Raw genomic sequence first — 16,824 nt, 5'->3', positions numbered from 1 at the left:
TCGATATTGCTTTGGGTATCAACTTGGTTGATTGCGAGCAAAAAGCGGAGCATGTTCCGCACACTTCCGCATGCCCAATCACACTTCAGGAGAATGACCATGGGGCCCGTCACGGACAAGGTCGCGACCGCCGAACGCCTGCCGCAAGAAACGAAAATCGCCATTATCGGCGGCGGCGTTATCGGTGTTTCTACTGCCCTGTTTCTGGCCGAACGTGGCATCCCGGTTGCCCTGTTCGAAAAGGGTGAGATCGCGGGCGAACAATCGAGCCGCAACTGGGGCTGGTGCCGCCGCACAGGCCGCGATACCCGCGAAATGCCGCTGATTGTCGAAAGCATGCGCCTGTGGGAAAGAATGAACCAGCGCACGGGCCGTGAAACCGGCTTCCGCATCACGGGCATCGCCTATGCGGCGGAAAAAGCCGAACAAATGGCGCTCTACGAACAATGGATTGCTGCTGCCCGCGAGCACGGTATCGAAACCAATATTCTGAATAGCCAGCAGGCCGAAGCGCTGGCGCCGGGTCTGACCCGTCGCCTTGCAGGCGGAATGATCACGCCGCTGGACGGTCGCGCCGAGCCACAAAAGGCCGTACCCGCCTTTGCCGCCAAGGCACAGGAAGACGGCGCAGTCATCATGCAGAATTGCGCGGTGCGCGGCATCGAGACAACCAATGGCCGTGTGACTGCCGTTCTGACAGAAGGGGGTCGCGTGCGCTGTGAGGCTGTTGTGGTGGCTGGCGGCGCCTGGTCGCGCCTGATCATATCGGAGTTCAATGCCCGCTTGCCACAGCTCAAGGTGCGCTCGTCGGTTTTCCGCACCACGCCGATTGAAGCCGGTGTAGAACCGGCCATCGCCTATTCGGATTTCGCGCTGCGCAAGCGGCTCGACGGTGGCTATACGGTCGCCAGCCTCGGCGGCTCGATTGCCGATATCGTGCCCGACAGCTTCCGCTATCTGAAGGATTTTCTGCCTTCCCTGTCGAGCGGCGAGTGGTTCAATGTGCGCTTTCGTTTCGGACAGCGTTTCTTTGAAGAAGCCTTCCAGTGGAAGCTGCGCCCTGCCGATCAAGTCTCGGTCTTCGAGAAAATCCGCACGCTGGACCCGGAACCGCACCGCGCCGCTAATGCGGCCATTTTGGCAAAGCTGAAACAGGCGATCCCCGCCTTTGCATCGGTCTCGATTGCTCAGGAATGGGCCGGAATGATCGACACCATGCCGGATATCATTCCGACAATTTCCCCGATCCCCGGCGTTGAGGGCCTGATCGTCGCGACCGGCTTCTCCGGCCACGGCTTCGGTATCGGCCCCGGCGCTGGCCGTTTGGTTGCGGATATGGTCAGCGATGAAACCCCGGTGGTCGATCCATCGCCGTTCCACATTTCCCGCTTTTCCGATGGGTCAAAACTGCGCATCGAAACCTGGGGCTAGAGCATAAACCGCTTTCCCCGAAGCCGACAGCTCCGGGAAGAGCGGTGCGAGTTATTCAATCACGCCGCAGGCAAAGCGTGCGCCGCCGCCGCCAAGCGGCTTCGGTTTATCTGCATAATTATCGCCGCCAACATGGACCATCAGGGCGCGACCCTTGATCTCATCCAGCGATTTGAGACGCGGCGAAACCACGCTGCCCGTTACCTTGCCGTCCGCATCAGCCTTCAACAGTGGCAGGTCGCCCATATGACCCTCGCCTTCGGGGCCCATATGGTGCTTGGTATGGCCGGGGTCGTAATGCCCGCCAGCCGCCTCTGCGGGAGCGGTCTTGCCGTCCTTTTCCGCCGGAGCGCAGCTGCCCTTCTCATGGACATGGAAACCGTGTTCGCCCGCAGCTATGCCATGGAGATTGGGGGTAAATTGGAGTCCCTTCGCGGTTTGCGAAATCGTAATCGTACCCAGTTCCTTGCCCTGCCCCGTGGGCAGCGCCTCGAACATTTTCACGCTCACACCGTCCGCAAAGGCGGGCATGGTCGCAAGCGCCAATATCGAACCTAAAATCAAGCTGCGCATCGTCTCCTCCATCCTCAAATTCGTTTCGGGATAAAAACTAACGTATGGATCGGCAAATTGTTCGGTTTACAAAGTTTGCAAATGATTGCGCAGCAGTGGCCCACCGCGCAATCCGGTATTGGGTCAGACCGTTACGAACTGCCCCATCATGCCGACATCTTCATGCTCCAGCACATGGCAATGGAACATGAATGGATGACTGCGCACCGCTTCACGGTCGAAGTGTACCAAAAGTTCGGCCTTGCCATCAATCAGCGCTGTGTCTTTCCATCCCGACTGATGGGCGGGCGGAGCCTTGCCGTTCAAGGTCAGGATACGGAATGAGGCCCCATGGATATGGAACGGATGCGCCATTTCCTTCGTGGTAAGCTCCCATATTTCCCAGGAACCCATCTTGGCTTCGACATCGATGCGCTTCATGTCGAAAGGCTCTCCCGCTATCGCCATGCGTACGCCGGATGTCAGCGCCTCGACCGCAGGACCGATATCGGCTGATGTTCTTGTGCCATGCGCCATGTCGTCATTGGCTTGACTGCCCTGCATGGCACCCATATCCATATTGCCCATATTGTGGCCAGCATGCGGGTCTGCGGCAGGCATTTGCATCATCAGCTTCGAATTCTCAGCCAGGCGTTCATCGAAAAGGAATGAACGCCTGCGCACCGATTGTTTAGGGTCTGCCGCTTCCGGCGCTTCAATATCTGCCGGTATGTCTTTGACGCCTCCCTCAAGAGCGCTATCGACACTGAACCGCATCAGCATCTGGTCTTCGCCGCCGCTATCATCGCTGGCGGTTAGAAGTTCGACATCCTCGCCCCCTTTCGAAAAATCGACCAGCGCCTCGTAGCGTTCGCCGGGGCTGATCGTCAGGCGCTCGACGGCTTCCGGTTTGCCGGTAAAGCCGCCATCCGAAGCGAACACATGCAGCGGACGGTTATCGCTGAAACGCACATGGAAGTTGCGCGCATTGGCGCCGTTGAGAATGCGCAGGCGCACCACTGCCGCGGGCACCTTCGCTTCCGGCGAAATAACGCCATTGACGATCAGCCGATCTCCGCGAAAGCCATGCATCAGATCCATGATATCGGGCTGATACACCTTGTCCCCTTCGATGACACGGCGGTCCTGAAGCACCAGCGGAATATCGTCCACACCATAGGTTTCCGGCAGGCCGCGCTCGGCATCCTTGCCGTCGCTCACGATCATCAGCCCGGCAATGCCCATATGCGCCTGACGGGCAGTGCCGCCGTGCAGATGCGGGTGAAACCAGTTGAATGAGGCTGGCTGGTTGACCGTAACTTTGGGCTCCCAGCGCCCTCCCGCCGCAACGAGATTGTGCGGCCCGCCGTCGAGGATGGACGGGACGAACAGTCCATGCCAATGGAGGGTTGTCTCCTCATCCATGCCGTTTTCGACGGCAAGCGTGACGCTTTCGCCATTCTTGAGGCGCACGACGGGACCGAGATAGGTTCCGTTGATACCGGCGGACGCCGCCTCGCTGCCCGGCGCAAACGAATGGCGGCCTTTGCCAATCTTGAGCCTGACGACGCCCGCGGCATCGGGTTCCAGCAAGGGCGGCATGGGCAGGCTCTGGCCCTTGGTTACCGGGACCATTTCCATAGCGCCATGGCCCATAGTCTGATGCGCATCCTGCGCAAAGCCGGTCAAAGGGCGAATGGCGGCAAAGCTTGCCGCGCCCGCGCCAAGCGCGAGCAAGCGGCGGCGAGTTAATCCACGCATGGTGAAGTCTCCAAATAAAATTCCAGACAATAATCCTGTCGCCGCCGATGGATCGACAGCGTTCTGAGCGATTAAACCGGAAGTGCTATTGGAGGTCGCAGAAGGTCGTGACCGGGATGGCTGCTCAGTGCGGCAACGAGCGGCGGAAGACCGAAATCCTGTGACGGTGCCAGCACGCCGATATCGGCAGTCAACTGAACAATACAGCCGCAGGTCATCATCACACAGGCGGGGGGCGCTTTCGCACCATGATCCGTGGGCGCTTGCTGTCCAGCATGGTTCGACGCGACCATAGCACTGGCAGCGGATTGTTGTTCACTCACGTGGCAGCCAACGGAAACGCCTGCCGTCGGCATATCGTGGGCCATCGCATAGCAAAGCTGCGTGGAAACCAGAAACAGCAGCGACAGAACGGCAACCAGCATACGCGACGGCACGTGCAGGACGGAAAGCCCCCACAAGTTACGTCTACCGCTGATGTTCTGTTTCAAGAACTGCATATCCGCATCCGAATTGATGCCCAATTGGTACCGACCCGAATCTAGGGATGCTGTGCGACAATTGAAAGGCCTATTCTTACCTCCCATGATTTTGATAGCACTTTCACTTTTCTTTCGAAAAGAAGAGTTCCGCGTTCATAAAATTACGCAAAACCCCTTTTCTGCTTGCGATTCCGTATCACACGGTTTTAAAGAACCGCATCGAGGCTGCTCCCAATTATAACGGCCCACAAAAACGGATAAGAAAATGACTGTCGCTCAAGCGGTTGTTCCGCAGCAAAATTCCGCGCGCCGCGTTCTGGCCGCAAGCATGATCGGCACAACGATCGAATTCTTCGACTTCTATATTTATGCAACGGCCGCGGTGATTGTATTCCCGCATCTGTTTTTCCCGGCCAGCGATGGTAATTCGGCGCTGCTTCAATCACTTGCCACTTTTGCTATCGCCTTCTTTGCCCGCCCGATCGGCGGCGCGCTGTTCGGTCATTTCGGTGACAGGATCGGCCGCAAGGCAACGCTGGTTGCTGCACTTATGACCATGGGTATTTCCACGGTCGCCATCGGCTTCCTGCCGACCTATGAATCCATCGGCGTCTGGGCCGCTCTCCTGCTGGCGCTGTGCCGTCTCGGCCAGGGCCTCGGTCTCGGCGGTGAATGGGGCGGCGCAGTGCTGCTCGCAACCGAAAACGCACCGGAAGGCAAGCGCACCTGGTACGGCATGTTCCCGCAGCTTGGCGCGCCGGTTGGCTTCATTCTGGCAACGGGCATTTTCCTGTTTCTGGCCGAAGTTCTCACCGAAGAACAGTTCTTCGCCTTTGGCTGGCGCGTTCCGTTCATCGCCAGTGCAGTTCTCGTCGCGGTCGGCCTCTTCATTCGCCTGAAGATCGCTGAAACGCCGGAATTCCAGAAGGCCATCGACAAGGCAGAGCGCGTTGAAGTGCCGGTTGCCACGCTGTTCAAGCAGCACAAGCTGAACCTTTTCCTCGGAACCATCGCGGCGGTCGCAACCTTCGTGCTGTTCTACCTCATGACCGTGTTTTCGCTCGGCTGGGGCACGCGCGCGCTCGGCTATAGCCGTGAAGAATTCCTCGTCCTGCAGATGATCGGCGTCGTGTTCTTCGGCTTGACCATTCCGCTGTCAGCTATCCTGTCCGACCGCTACGGCATGCGCCCGGTCATGGTCATCGTCACGATGCTGATTGGCGTCTACGGTCTGATCATGGCTCCGCTTTTCATGGGCGGCACGGCTGGCGTTCTAGCCTTCCTCATCATCGGCTTCGGCCTGATGGGCATGACCTATGGTCCAATCGGCGCAGCCCTTGCCGAACCGTTCCCGACGTCGGTTCGCTATACCGGCGCATCGCTGACCTTCAATCTGGCCGGCATACTCGGCGCATCAGTCGCGCCCTATATCGCGACTTGGCTCGCCACCCATTATAGCTTCGACTATGTCGGCTATTACATGGTGGTTGCTGCCCTGATCTCGCTGATCGGCTTTGCCTTCATCTCATTCAAGCGCGGCAGATAAGGCCACGCCTGAAAGCAAAAAAGCCCGCGTGGAGCGATCCACGCGGGCTTTTTTCATTTCCGTTTGCCGAAAACTTATTCGACGTCGGCAGCTTCCAGCGCAATCGACACCGACTGGATGATCGCGGCAAAACGCGCCGCTGTCTGGATGACTTCCGTCGTCACATTGGCCTTGCGCAACACATCTTCATGCGCGTCGATGCACATGCCGCAACCATTAATCGCCGACACCGCGAGCGACCAGAGTTCGAAATCGACCTTGTCCACGCCCGGATTGCCGATCACATTCATGCGCAGCTTGGCTGGTAGTGTGCGGTAATCCTTGTTCGAAGCCAGATGCACGAAGCGGTAATAGACATTGTTCATGCCCATGATGGATGCAGCCGACTTTGCAGCCTGAATCACTGATGCGTCGACCTTGCCCGCGGCTTCGGCGGTCAGCGCCTTGCGCACATCCGCATTGCGCGAAGCGATGCCACAGGCCACGAACAGACCGTATTTCTGCTGCGGGGTCAGCGTTTCGTCGCTCGCCATGGACGACAGGTTGAGGCGGACATCCTTGGCGAAATCCGGGATTTTTGACTTCAGGTCGTCAATCGACATGGAACCCTCTTATTGCTTATTGCTGGATAAAAGAAAGGCGGGCCTGAACCCGCCTTTTGATTGCAGTGCGTAGCAGATCAGGCTGCCTTCAGCGTCTCGCCACCGACTTCGCGGTTGCAAGGGCATAGTTCATCGGTCTGCAGAGCATCGAGAACGCGCAGCGTATCCTTCGGAGCGCGGCCAACATTGAGGTTGGTTGCGTAAACATGCTGGATCGTGTTGTCCGGATCGACAACGAAGGTGTAGCGGTAGGCAACGCCATCCGGCGAACGAACGCCGAGACCGTCAACCAGCGAACCATTGGTGTCGGCAAACGACCAGATCGGCAGCTTGTCGAGGTCCTTGTGGTCGCGGCGCCATGCGAGCTTCACAAATTCATTGTCGGTGGAACCGCCGAGGACAACAGCGTCACGGTCTTCGAAATCCGAAGCCAGGCGGGCAAATTCAGCGATTTCCGTCGGGCAGACGAAGGTGAAATCCTTCGGGTAGAAGAAAATGACCTTCCACTTGCCTTCGAAGCTCGTTTCCGTCAGCTCTTCGAATGCCGAAACGCCGTTTTCTTCATGATGGTTGAAGCCGGGCTTTACGCCGGTGACCTTGAAAGAGGGAAGCTTATCGCCAATACCGAGCATTTTAACACCTGCCTGTAGATTCTATAACTATTCAGAAAATTCAGAATTTTCAGAACTTTCTGCTTGCGAGTCATCTATAGTCGGCTTACCCCTATCGGTCAAAGCGATTAAAGCGATTGTTCATATCGATTATAACGATAAGCCCTTCATTTCATGCTCAATATCAGCGTCCGCCAGCTCCACTATTTTCTCTCGCTCGTACAGGCAGGGTCGTTTTCGCGCGCCGCGGATGCCGTCGGCGTCACCCAGTCAACCTTGAGCGCTGCTATTCAGGCGCTGGAAGCGGAACTGGGCGTCACATTGATCGACCGGACGGGCCGACGCATGCAGCTACTGCCTGCCGGAGAAGATTTTCTGGCCCGCGCCCGTGATATTGTTGCGCGCATTGAAGAATTGCCCGCACATGCCCGTCAGGCCGAGCGCCCGCTGACCACGCGCCTGCGGCTGGGTGTTATTCCATCTGTCGCACCGTTTTTCCTGCCGAAAGTCCTGCCTGCGACAGCCAAGGCCTTTCCCGAGCTGCAATTGACCGTGCGTGAAGGGCTGACGCGCAGCCTGCTTGAGAGTCTGCGCTCCGGCACGCTGGATGTGGCGCTTGTGGCGCATCCCTATGATCTCGACGAGTTCGAAATGGCGGAGATCGGGCGTGACCCGTTCTTTCTGGCCGTGCGCCGCGACCATGCGCTTGCCAACAGGGACCGCGTCGATGCCGACGATCTGCTGGACGAACCTTTCCTGCTTTTGGAAAGCGGCCATTGCCTGCGTGAACATGTGATGGCGGCCATCGGTTCGAAGCCTGCGCAAAGCGGCGGCGATGTGCATGCCACCAGCATCATGACGCTGGTTCAGCTCGTGCAGTTTGGCATGGGTGTCACGCTGCTGCCGGAGTTGGCGGTCAAGGCCAATGTGGCGCGGGGCACTGATCTCAGCATTGTGCCCTATGAGGGCAAGAACAATTTCCGCTCGCTGGTTCTGGCGTGGCGGGCCAATGCCGCGCGGCGCAACGAATTCCAGTTATTCGCCAACCATCTGCGCGACAACTGCATGGGCAACGAAGCCTGATGGTGACTACAACACGCCCCAGGCGCGAAAGCGGCCTCGCCCGGTCATTTCCCGCACATTGAGCTCGCCGATCAGCTTCAACGCGCCCTGCTGCGTGACTTGCAGTTCCTTCTCGATCATCTGGCTGGAAACCAGCGGATTGCTCAGGATCATCTCCATCAATTGCGGCAAACGCGAATTGGATCGGCGACCCTTCAGCTTGCGATGCATCTGCTCGCGCGCCAGCATGAGGCGGTCATGCTCCTTCATGCCCGCTTCGGCAGCCTCTTCGATTGCCGCCAGAAAAACCTTGAGGCGCATAAGCCGGTTTGGCGAACGGCGTTCGTTGGGCTTTTTCGTCTGCAATCCGACACTGATCGCTGGCAGGTGATTGGCGGCAATGCCGGACTGGCGTAGAAAGGAAGCCGTCAACAGACGGCCAATCCACGACGAACGCTGCACCACCTGCATGGAAAACCAGGCGTCATGCATGATTGCAGCGCGCAAGAGCGGCGGCAGATGCCGGGTTGAATCGAAGATAGCGCGCCATTCCTGCAGACGCTCGGCTTCGTCCCAGTCGTCCTCATAGATCAGCGTATCGCGCGGCAAAGGCTTGGGCTTGCGCGCTTCACTGGTCACGCCTTTCAACAGGGCGTCCGTTCGCGCCAGAAGCGCATCGATATCATCGAGCAGCGGATCGCTGTCGTCATCGTCGGACAGAGCGGATGGCTCCGGCTCTGGTGTTTCAGCGACGTCGGGGTTAAGCCCCAAGAGCTGCCGCATACCGGCGGGGCTTAACGCCCAACCTGCCGCACGGCCTGCAATCTGGCGGCGCATACGCAGCACCGCATGGGCGACGGTCAGGGCATGGCTGGGCGTGCGGCTGTCCATCAGCGCATCATGGAGCACCAGATCCTCCAGATGCACCAGTTCGCCTTCCAGCCACATGGACGAAACGGCGTCCTGCATATGCATGCGCCGTATCAATCCGTCACAAATGGGCGAACGCGCCAGCCGCTCGTCCAGCCGTGTCAGCGCGGCAGTCGCGCTGGTCACGGCAAGGAAAAGCTCCTCAAGCGGCAGGTCATCGATTTTGTAAGCCATATCCGCATATCGCAGCCTCGCGGCGGGAAAGGCAAACGGAAATCAACGCTTAAGCGAGAACGTCCGCAACTTTCACACGGCGCCCCTCTTTGACCGAGCGCAATGCCGCCTCGGCCAGAGCAAGGGCCCGCAAGCCATCCTCGGCGGAAGGCGACGGCGCTTTGCCGCTATCCAGCGCATCAATGAAAGAAGCAATTTCCGCCGCATAGGCCTGCGTATAGCGTGTCATGAAGAAATCATGCAGCGGCGGGCGGGTATAACCATCCTTCGAAGCGATTTCTATCGACACCGGACGCTGGTTTTCCGCCGACGCAGCGCCCAGCGAACCATGCACTTCGATGCGCTGATCGTAGCCATAGGAGGCGCGGCGCGAATTGGAAATTACGCACTGACGGCCAGACGCCGTGGTGAGGATGACGCTGGCGCTATCATAATCGCCGAGCTCACCGATCTTCGGGTCCACCAGCACCGAGGCCGAGGCCGACACATTCTCGATTTCCTCGCCGAGAAGAAAACGCGCCATGTCGAAATCATGGATCGTCATGTCGCGGAATATCCCGCCTGAAACCTTGATATATTCAGCTGGCGGCGCGCCCGGATCGCGGCTGGTGATCGTCACCATTTCGACCTTGCCGATCTGGCCATCGTCAATCGCCTTGCGCACGGCGACAAAATGCGGATCGAAACGGCGGTTGAAGCCGAGCATCACCTTCGCGCCGGGTTCCTCGATGACTTTTAGACAGGCGCGCACGCGGGCAATATCGAGATCAATCGGCTTTTCGCAGAACACCGCCTTGCCAGCCCGCGCAAAGCGCTCGATCAGGTCGGCATGGGTGTTGGTCGGCGTGCAGATCAGCACGGCGTCAACATCATCCGACTTTTCGATCTCCTCAATTGTGCGGACTTCCGCACCGGCAGCGTCGGCAATAGCGTGCGCTGCCGCTTCATTGGGGTCAGCAACTGCGACCAGTCTCGCGCGCCTGTCCGACGCTATTGCGCCCGCATGAACCTTGCCGATGCGACCTGCGCCAAGCAGTGCCAGACGTGTCACCATTGCCTTATCCCTCCCAGGAAACCGCCGTTGGACGGCTACAAAAATGCTTGATATTCCAACCGATGCATTTACCGCTAGAATGTCCCGTTTATTGGGGATCGCGCGCAAGACATATTGGAATATTTATTCTATTTTGCTAGAATGTAGTATAAAGATTGTCAAGATACCGTTTTTGGAAAGTCCGCAATGGATACAGTTTCCGCTTCATCCCCAGCCCCAACCACCGTCAAGGAATTCGAAGCGCGCCTGCTGGACGTTTCCGACCGTCTGCCGAAACGGCTGAAGCAATGCGCGGATTATGTCGCGGCCAATCAGGACCGCATCGCGGTTTCGACGGTCGCGGAAATGGCCGATGGCGCGGGCGTGCAAAGCTCGGCCTTCATGCGGTTTTGCCAATTGCTGGGCTTTTCCGGCTTTTCGGAGATGCAGAAGCTTTTCCGCGAATCCTATGCCGGCGGCTGGCCGGACTATTCGACCCGTCTGGAGCATTTGCGCGAGACGGCGGCGAACAGTGCGCCTGCCCTGCTGGCGGAATTTGCCGAAGCGGGCCGCACATCGCTCGAGGGCCTGCTCAAGACCATAGAACCGGAAGCGCTGGAAAGGGCCGTCGAGATTCTCGCCCGCGCCGAGACGATCCACCTCGTCGGCATCCGCCGCGCGTTTCCGGTGGCAAGCTATCTCGCATATGCGCTGGAAAAGATGCAGGTTCCGGCCATGCTGCACAGCGCCGTCGGCAAGCTGGAAAACTTGCACGCAATCCGCAAGGGCGATGTGCTTTTGGCAATCACCTTTTCACCCTACTCCGCCGAGACCATTGAAATGGCAGAAGCCGCTGCCGCGCGCAGCGTCGATGTGGTAGGCATCACGGATACCATCGTCAGCCCCCTGAGCAAGCTATCACGCCAGACCCTGCTGGTGTCCGAAGTGGATTTCGGCGCGTTTCGTTCCCTTTCCGCCACTCTCTGCCTTGCTATTGCGCTTGCGGTTGCCGTCGGCACGGCTCGCCAAACGGGCTAATTCTATTTTTAAGTTGAAATAGAATAATAAATCCATTTTAATCAGAAATGGAATAACTGCTATGCGCACAGAATCGCATTGCGGTCATCGTAAGAGATGCCGAGGGAGGAAGCGCATTTCATGGAGAAGCCGCTCGACTTGATAACGATTGGCCGGTCTTCAGTGGACCTCTATGGCGCGCAGATCGGCGGCCTTCTTGAAGATATGGCTTCCTTCAACAAATATGTCGGCGGCTCACCGACCAATATCGCGACGGGCACCGCCCGGCTCGGCCTCAAATCCGCGCTGATCACGCGGGTCGGCGACGAGCATATGGGGCGTTTCCTGCTGCGCGAGCTGGAACGGGAAGGCGTCGATACCCGTGGTATCATCACCGATCCGCAGCGTTTGACGGCACTCGTCATTTTGGGCATCCGCGACCAGCAGCATTTTCCGCTCATTTTCTACCGCGAGAACTGCGCGGACATGGCGCTCTGCGAAGATGATATCGACCCAGATTTCATCGCTGAGGCCGGATGCGTACTCGCAACCGGCACTCATCTGTCGCATCCCCGCACCGAAGCCGCTGTCCTGAAGGCGCTGCGCCTTGCGCGCCAGAATGGTAGCCGCACCGCGCTCGATATCGACTATCGCCCCAATCTCTGGGGTCTGTCGGGCCATGGCGACGGTGAAAATCGCTTCATCGAATCTGCTGCCGTCACGGCCAAGCTGCAATCGAGCCTGCCGCTTTTCGATCTCATCGTCGGCACGGAAGAAGAGTTTCACATTGCAGGCGGCTCCACCGATACGCTCGCTGCCCTCAACGCCGTTCGCAAGATCACCGATGCCGTCCTTGTCTGCAAACGAGGTCCGATGGGCGCGGTGGTTTTCGAAGGCGATATTCCGGACGATCTCGACAAGGGACAGAGCGGAGAAGGCTTTCCCATCGAAGTTTTCAATGTGCTGGGCGCAGGCGACGGCTTCATGTCCGGCCTGTTGCGCGGCTGGCTGAAAGGCGAAGACTGGCCGACCAGCCTGAAATTCGCCAATGCCTGCGGCGCATTCGCCGTCTCCCGGCATGGCTGCACGCCCGCTTATCCAAGCTTCGAAGAAATGCAATATTTCTTCCGCACCGGCATTCGCAATCAGGCGCTGCGCAAGGATGCGCAACTGGAACAGGTGCACTGGTCCACCAACCGCAATGGTGACTGGCCGCATATGCGGGTTTTCGCTTTCGACCATCGCATCCAGCTGGAAGAAATGGCTGCCGAGGCTGGCGTGGATAACGCCAAGATCGGCGCGTTCAAACGTCTCTGCCTCGACGCCGCCTTGCAGGTTTCCGGCGGCAGCAGCGGCTATGGCATCCTGTGCGACGGCAGGTTGGGCCGGGAGGCGCTCTACCGTGCGGCTGGTTCCGGCCTGTGGATCGGGCGACCGACCGAATGGCCGGGATCGCGTCCGCTAAAGCTGGAACCGGATCTCGGAGCCGATTGCGGCGGGCTGGTGGAATGGCCGGTGGAACATGTGGTGAAGCTCCTCTGTTTCTACCATCCGGACGATACGGCGGAGATGAAGGCCGAACAGGAAGCGACCGTCCAACGGTTGTTTACGGCGGCGCGCCGCAACCGGCTGGAATTTCTGCTGGAGGTCATTCCGTCCAAGGCAGGCCCGGTCGATGACGAAACTACCGCCCGCGTCATCCAGCGTTTCTACGATATCGGCGTCTATCCCGACTGGTGGAAGCTGGAACCGATGAAGACCAAGGCGGCCTGGGCCAATGCCTGTGAAGCCATCACCCGCAACGATCCATACACGCGGGGTATTGTCGTTCTTGGGCTTGATGCGCCAGCGGAGGAGCTGGAATCGAGCCTCGCGGTAGCTGCGGGCTTCGATCTTGTGAAAGGCTTTGCCGTCGGCAGAACCATCTTTGGTGACGCAGCGCGCAAATGGCTCAACGGCAAGATCAGCGACGATGAGGCCGTTGCCGAAATGGTCGCGCGCTACAAAAACCTGTGCGATGTCTGGGACAGAGTGCGCAGACACTGATTCATATCTCGGGAGGAGACATGACAACCGTTCGACTGACCGCCGCGCAAGCGCTGGTGCGTTATCTCGCGAACCAGATGACGCCGGAAGGCGACACATTTATCGCGGGCGTCTGGGCCATTTTCGGTCATGGCAATGTGGCGGGGCTGGGCGAAGCGCTCTATGGCATCCGCGAGCAGCTGCCGACATGGCGCGGCCATAATGAGCAGACCATGGCCCATGCGGCCATTGCCTATACCAAGCAGCTTGGCCGCAAGCGCGCCTGCGCCGTTACATCCTCCATCGGCCCCGGCGCGACCAATATGGTGACGGCGGCAGCACTTGCCCATGTGAACCGCCTGCCCGTTCTGCTTATTCCCGGCGATGTTTTCGCCAATCGCGGCCCTGATCCCGTGCTGCAGCAGATCGAGGATTTCGGCGACGGCACCATGACCGTCAATGACTGTTTCCGCCCGGTGAGCCGCTATTTCGACCGCATCACCCGGCCGGAACAGCTCCTCACCGCCCTGCCCCGCGCCTTCCGCACCATGACCGACCCGGCCGATAGCGGCCCGGTGACGCTCGCCTTCTGTCAGGATGTTCAGGCGGAAGCCTATGACTGGCCGCTGGAATTCTTCGCGCCGAAAGTCTGGCATTGGCGTCGCCCTCCACCGGATGAGCTGGAACTGGCAACCGCCATCGCCGCCGTCCGCAGCGCGTCCAAGCCTGTGATCGTCGCGGGCGGCGGCGTGCATTATTCCGGCGCGCACGATGCATTGAAACAATTCGCCGAAGCGCACGGCATTCCCGTCATCGAAACGCAGGCTGGCAAATCCGCGCTGCCATGGGATCACGCGCTCAACTTTGGACCCGTCGGCGTGACGGGTGCCGACAGCGCCAATGCCATTGCCGCCGAAGCGGATCTGGTGATCGGCATTGGCACCCGCTTTCAGGATTTTACCACCGGCTCATGGGCGCTGTTCAAGCATCCGGGTCGCAAACTGCTATCGCTCAACGTTCAGCCCTATGACGGGTCGAAACACAATGCTTTGCCACTAGTGGCAGATGCGCGGATCGGTTTGCAGGCGCTCGCAGCCGGGCTTTCAGGCTACAAGCGCCAGCCGGTCGACACGCGCTTGAAAGACAAATGGTTCGCCGATGCCGACCGTATCACCGCAGCACCAGCGGAAGGCAATGCCCTGCCGACCGACATGCAGGTCATCGGGGCCGTGCAGCGCCAGTCACGCGAGAACACGGTCGTCATGTGCGCAGCCGGCACGATGCCGGGCGAGTTGCATCAGCTCTGGAAGGCCGGGCGCGCCATGTCCTATCACATGGAATATGGCTTCTCCTGCATGGGCTATGAAATTGCCGGCGGCCTTGGCATCAAGATGGCGGAACCGGATCGCGACGTTATCGTCATGGTCGGCGACGGCTCCTACATGATGGCGAATTCCGAACTCGCCACCGCCGTCATGCTGGGCCAGAAAATCACCGTTGTCCTGACCGACAATCGCGGCTTTGGCTGCATCAACCGGCTGCAAATGGCGACAGGCGGCGCAGAGTTCAACAATCTGCTCGACCACGCCGCCCATGTGAATCCGTTGCAGATCGACTTTGCCGCACATGCCCGCGCCATGGGTGCCGACACGCGCAAGGTTACCTCCATCAAGGAGCTGGAAGCGGCCCTCGCCGAAACACGCGAAAGCCCACGCACAAGCGTGATCGTCATCGATACTGATCCCTACCCGACGCCCGACACCGGCGGCTGGTGGTGGGACGTTGCCGTGCCGGAAGTATCGGAGCGCGAACAGGTGCGCGCTGCCCGCCGTGACTATGAAGCCCAGCTGAAAGAAAGAAACTGACCGATGATCCTTTACGGCACCAATCCCATTGCCTGGTCCAATGACGATGACCGCAGCCTTGGCGCGCATATCACACTGGATCAATGCCTTGATGAAGCAGCGAGAATCGGCTTCGACGGCATAGAAAAGGGCCATAAATTCCCGCAGGAACCACAAGCGCTCAAGGCTGTGCTGGAACCGCGCGGGTTGCGTTATGTTTCCGGCTGGCACTCGCTCAACCTGCTTGTCAATTCGGTCGAAGACGAGAAGGCCGCGATGCAGCCAGCGCTCGATCTTCTGAAGGCCATGGGCTCAAAGGTGATCATCGTCTGCGAAACCTCCAACGCCATTCATGGCGACAACGACAGGCCGCTTGCCGAACGCCCCGTACTGGAAGAGGCCCGGTGGGCAGCTTTCGGCGCTGGCGTCGAGGCTCTCGCAGTCCATGCGGCTGCACAGGGGATCGCGCTTGTTTATCACCACCATATGGGCACGATTGTGCAAAGCGAGGACGAAATCGACCTGCTGATGCAGCATACCGGCCCGGCGACCAAACTCCTGCTCGACACCGGGCATTGCCTGTTTGGCGGCGGCGATCCTGAGCGGGTGGCGAAAAAGCATATGGCGCGCGTCGGCCATATCCACGCCAAGAATGTTCGACCGACCATCGCCACCGAAGTCAGCGACCAGAGCCTTTCCTTCCTTGAAGGGGTGCGTCGCGGCGTTTTCACAGTCCCCGGCGACAAGGATGGCGCGGTCGATTTCGTGCCCGTTTTGGCGCAAGCTGCCAAGCACAACTATAGGGGCTGGCTCGTCATCGAAGCCGAACAGGACCCGGATATTCGCAATCCGCTCGAATATCAGACGCTGGGGCTGAAATCGCTCAAAGCATTCGCCAGGGAAGCAGGGCTCGACAAGGGAGACTGAGACATGGCCAATCTGTTACGCAAGCCGCAAGGCACGCATGGCAAAGTCCACGACATTACGCCGGAAAGCGCCGAATGGGGCTATGTCGGGTTCGGTCTCTACCGGCTGAAACCGGGCGACACGGTCTCCGAACGGACCAACGCCACCGAGGTCATTCTCGTGCTCGTGGAAGGCAAGGCCAGAATTACCGCATCGGGGGAAGATTTTGGGGAGATGGGCGAACGCATGAGCGTGTTCGACAGGCTGCCGCCGCATTGTGTCTATGTCCCGGCGGAAAGCGATTGGATCGCGATAGCAACGACCGATTGCGTTCTGGCCGTCTGTACGGCCCCGGGCAAACCCGGCCGCAAGGCGCAGAAACTCGGGCCCAAGGGCCTGACGCTGGAACAGCGCGGCAAGGGCGCCAACACGCGCTACATCCACAATATCGCGATGGAAGGCCGCGATGTCGCCGACAGCCTGCTGGTGACGGAAGTTTTCACACCGCAGGGAAACTGGTCGTCCTACCCTCCGCATCGGCATGACGAGGACAATTATCCGGAAATGACTTATCTGGAGGAAACTTACTATCACCGGCTCAATCCGGCGCAAGGCTATGGCATCCAGCGCGTCTTTACCGAAGACGGCAGCCTTGATGAAACCATGGCCGTTTCAGATGGCGATGTCGTGCTGGTTCCGAAGGGGCACCATCCTTGCGGCTCGCCGTATGGCTATGAGATGTATTATCTCAATGTCATGGCAGGCCCACTACGCAAATGGCGCTTCAAAAACCACCCCGATCACGACTGGATTTTCCAGCGTGATAATCCAAGCTCGTAGAAGGTGAG

At 59.1% G+C, this 16,824-nt stretch carries 15 protein-coding genes; 8 read left to right on the top strand and 7 right to left on the bottom strand.

The features are described from left to right. Nucleotides 1-99: 99 nt before the first annotated feature. Complete coding sequence (locus JAU75_RS10520; RefSeq protein WP_199056475.1) at nucleotides 100-1,431, top strand: FAD-binding oxidoreductase; 1,332 nt, start codon at nucleotides 100-102, stop codon at nucleotides 1,429-1,431. Nucleotides 1,432-1,482: 51 nt separating this feature from the next. Here JAU75_RS10520 and sodC read toward each other — a convergent pair whose 3' ends face one another. From sodC to JAU75_RS10505, 3 genes are all read right to left on the bottom strand, one after another. After that, a complete protein-coding gene (gene sodC / locus JAU75_RS10515) occupies nucleotides 1,483-2,004 on the bottom strand; it encodes a superoxide dismutase family protein (RefSeq protein ID WP_199056474.1) in 522 nt (173 codons plus the stop codon). A gap of 123 nt (nucleotides 2,005-2,127) precedes the next feature. Then, nucleotides 2,128-3,744: a multicopper oxidase CueO gene (gene cueO / locus JAU75_RS10510; protein ID WP_199056473.1), complete on the bottom strand. Its 1,617-nt coding sequence runs from the start codon at nucleotides 3,742-3,744 to the stop codon at nucleotides 2,128-2,130. Nucleotides 3,745-3,815: 71 nt separating this feature from the next. Beyond that, on the bottom strand, nucleotides 3,816-4,244 hold the full coding sequence (locus tag JAU75_RS10505) for a hypothetical protein (protein WP_199056472.1): 429 nt from the start codon (nucleotides 4,242-4,244) through the stop codon (nucleotides 3,816-3,818). Between the two features lie 247 nt (nucleotides 4,245-4,491). On the opposite strand from JAU75_RS10505, the gene JAU75_RS10500 reads away from it, so the two are divergent. Further along, nucleotides 4,492-5,772: an MFS transporter gene (locus tag JAU75_RS10500; protein WP_199056471.1), complete on the top strand. Its 1,281-nt coding sequence runs from the start codon at nucleotides 4,492-4,494 to the stop codon at nucleotides 5,770-5,772. Between the two features lie 74 nt (nucleotides 5,773-5,846). On the opposite strand, the gene JAU75_RS10495 is transcribed toward JAU75_RS10500, so the two are convergent. Both JAU75_RS10495 and JAU75_RS10490 read right to left on the bottom strand, forming a co-directional pair. Beyond that, entirely contained in the window at nucleotides 5,847-6,374 is a 528-nt protein-coding gene (locus JAU75_RS10495; RefSeq protein WP_199056470.1) for a carboxymuconolactone decarboxylase family protein, read from the bottom strand. 77 nt (nucleotides 6,375-6,451) lie between these two features. After that, nucleotides 6,452-7,006, bottom strand: coding sequence for a peroxiredoxin (locus JAU75_RS10490; RefSeq protein ID WP_109367204.1), 555 nt, complete (start codon nucleotides 7,004-7,006; stop codon nucleotides 6,452-6,454). 153 nt (nucleotides 7,007-7,159) lie between these two features. On the opposite strand from JAU75_RS10490, the gene JAU75_RS10485 reads away from it, so the two are divergent. Continuing rightward, nucleotides 7,160-8,068 carry a hydrogen peroxide-inducible genes activator gene (locus tag JAU75_RS10485; protein ID WP_199056469.1) on the top strand — a complete coding sequence of 303 codons (909 nt, stop codon included), beginning with the start codon at nucleotides 7,160-7,162 and terminating at the stop codon, nucleotides 8,066-8,068. A gap of 6 nt (nucleotides 8,069-8,074) precedes the next feature. On the opposite strand, the gene JAU75_RS10480 is transcribed toward JAU75_RS10485, so the two are convergent. Beyond that, nucleotides 8,075-9,151: an RHE_PE00001 family protein gene (locus JAU75_RS10480; protein WP_199056468.1), complete on the bottom strand. Its 1,077-nt coding sequence runs from the start codon at nucleotides 9,149-9,151 to the stop codon at nucleotides 8,075-8,077. Between the two features lie 49 nt (nucleotides 9,152-9,200). Continuing rightward, nucleotides 9,201-10,205, bottom strand: a complete 1,005-nt coding sequence (gene iolG, locus JAU75_RS10475; RefSeq protein ID WP_199056467.1) for an inositol 2-dehydrogenase — start codon at nucleotides 10,203-10,205, stop codon at nucleotides 9,201-9,203. 186 nt (nucleotides 10,206-10,391) lie between these two features. Between iolG and JAU75_RS10470 the strand changes: the two genes are divergently transcribed. From JAU75_RS10470 to iolB, 5 genes are all read left to right on the top strand, one after another. Continuing rightward, nucleotides 10,392-11,222: a MurR/RpiR family transcriptional regulator gene (locus JAU75_RS10470; protein WP_199056466.1), complete on the top strand. Its 831-nt coding sequence runs from the start codon at nucleotides 10,392-10,394 to the stop codon at nucleotides 11,220-11,222. 120 nt (nucleotides 11,223-11,342) lie between these two features. Next, the gene (gene iolC, locus JAU75_RS10465) at nucleotides 11,343-13,247 is read left to right on the top strand and encodes a 5-dehydro-2-deoxygluconokinase (RefSeq protein ID WP_199056465.1); all 1,905 of its coding nucleotides are present in this window, start codon (nucleotides 11,343-11,345) and stop codon (nucleotides 13,245-13,247) included. A 20-nt stretch (nucleotides 13,248-13,267) separates the two neighbouring features. Beyond that, nucleotides 13,268-15,091, top strand: a complete 1,824-nt coding sequence (gene iolD / locus JAU75_RS10460) for a 3D-(3,5/4)-trihydroxycyclohexane-1,2-dione acylhydrolase (decyclizing) (RefSeq protein ID WP_199056464.1) — start codon at nucleotides 13,268-13,270, stop codon at nucleotides 15,089-15,091. 3 nt (nucleotides 15,092-15,094) lie between these two features. Then, entirely contained in the window at nucleotides 15,095-15,997 is a 903-nt protein-coding gene (gene iolE, locus JAU75_RS10455) for a myo-inosose-2 dehydratase (protein ID WP_199056463.1), read from the top strand. A 3-nt stretch (nucleotides 15,998-16,000) separates the two neighbouring features. After that, nucleotides 16,001-16,816 (top strand): 5-deoxy-glucuronate isomerase, encoded by an 816-nt coding sequence (gene iolB, locus JAU75_RS10450; RefSeq protein WP_199056462.1) that lies wholly within the window; start codon nucleotides 16,001-16,003, stop codon nucleotides 16,814-16,816. Nucleotides 16,817-16,824: the final 8 nt, after the last annotated feature.

It is taken from the genome of Ochrobactrum sp. Q0168 (assembly GCF_016427605.1).
GTDB lineage: Bacteria > Pseudomonadota > Alphaproteobacteria > Rhizobiales > Rhizobiaceae > Brucella.
The sequence above is the reverse complement of the archived record's forward strand: the minus strand, read 5'-3'. Positions and strand labels throughout refer to the sequence as shown.

Excerpts from the sequence above, each read along its gene's own strand:
- JAU75_RS10500 (WP_199056471.1), top strand. The coding sequence starts at position 4,492 with ATGACTGTCGCTCAAGCGGTTGTTCCGCAGCAAAATTCCGCGCGCCGC.
- JAU75_RS10520 (WP_199056475.1), top strand. The coding sequence starts at position 100 with ATGGGGCCCGTCACGGACAAGGTCGCGACCGCCGAACGCCTGCCGCAA.
- sodC (WP_199056474.1), bottom strand. The coding sequence starts at position 2,004 with ATGCGCAGCTTGATTTTAGGTTCGATATTGGCGCTTGCGACCATGCCC.
- iolD (WP_199056464.1), top strand. The coding sequence starts at position 13,268 with ATGACAACCGTTCGACTGACCGCCGCGCAAGCGCTGGTGCGTTATCTC.
- JAU75_RS10470 (WP_199056466.1), top strand. The coding sequence starts at position 10,392 with ATGGATACAGTTTCCGCTTCATCCCCAGCCCCAACCACCGTCAAGGAA.
- cueO (WP_199056473.1), bottom strand. The coding sequence starts at position 3,744 with ATGCGTGGATTAACTCGCCGCCGCTTGCTCGCGCTTGGCGCGGGCGCG.
- JAU75_RS10485 (WP_199056469.1), top strand. The coding sequence starts at position 7,160 with ATGCTCAATATCAGCGTCCGCCAGCTCCACTATTTTCTCTCGCTCGTA.
- JAU75_RS10495 (WP_199056470.1), bottom strand. The coding sequence starts at position 6,374 with ATGTCGATTGACGACCTGAAGTCAAAAATCCCGGATTTCGCCAAGGAT.
- iolG (WP_199056467.1), bottom strand. The coding sequence starts at position 10,205 with ATGGTGACACGTCTGGCACTGCTTGGCGCAGGTCGCATCGGCAAGGTT.
- JAU75_RS10480 (WP_199056468.1), bottom strand. The coding sequence starts at position 9,151 with ATGGCTTACAAAATCGATGACCTGCCGCTTGAGGAGCTTTTCCTTGCC.
- iolC (WP_199056465.1), top strand. The coding sequence starts at position 11,343 with ATGGAGAAGCCGCTCGACTTGATAACGATTGGCCGGTCTTCAGTGGAC.
- JAU75_RS10505 (WP_199056472.1), bottom strand. The coding sequence starts at position 4,244 with ATGCAGTTCTTGAAACAGAACATCAGCGGTAGACGTAACTTGTGGGGG.
- iolE (WP_199056463.1), top strand. The coding sequence starts at position 15,095 with ATGATCCTTTACGGCACCAATCCCATTGCCTGGTCCAATGACGATGAC.
- JAU75_RS10490 (WP_109367204.1), bottom strand. The coding sequence starts at position 7,006 with ATGCTCGGTATTGGCGATAAGCTTCCCTCTTTCAAGGTCACCGGCGTA.
- iolB (WP_199056462.1), top strand. The coding sequence starts at position 16,001 with ATGGCCAATCTGTTACGCAAGCCGCAAGGCACGCATGGCAAAGTCCAC.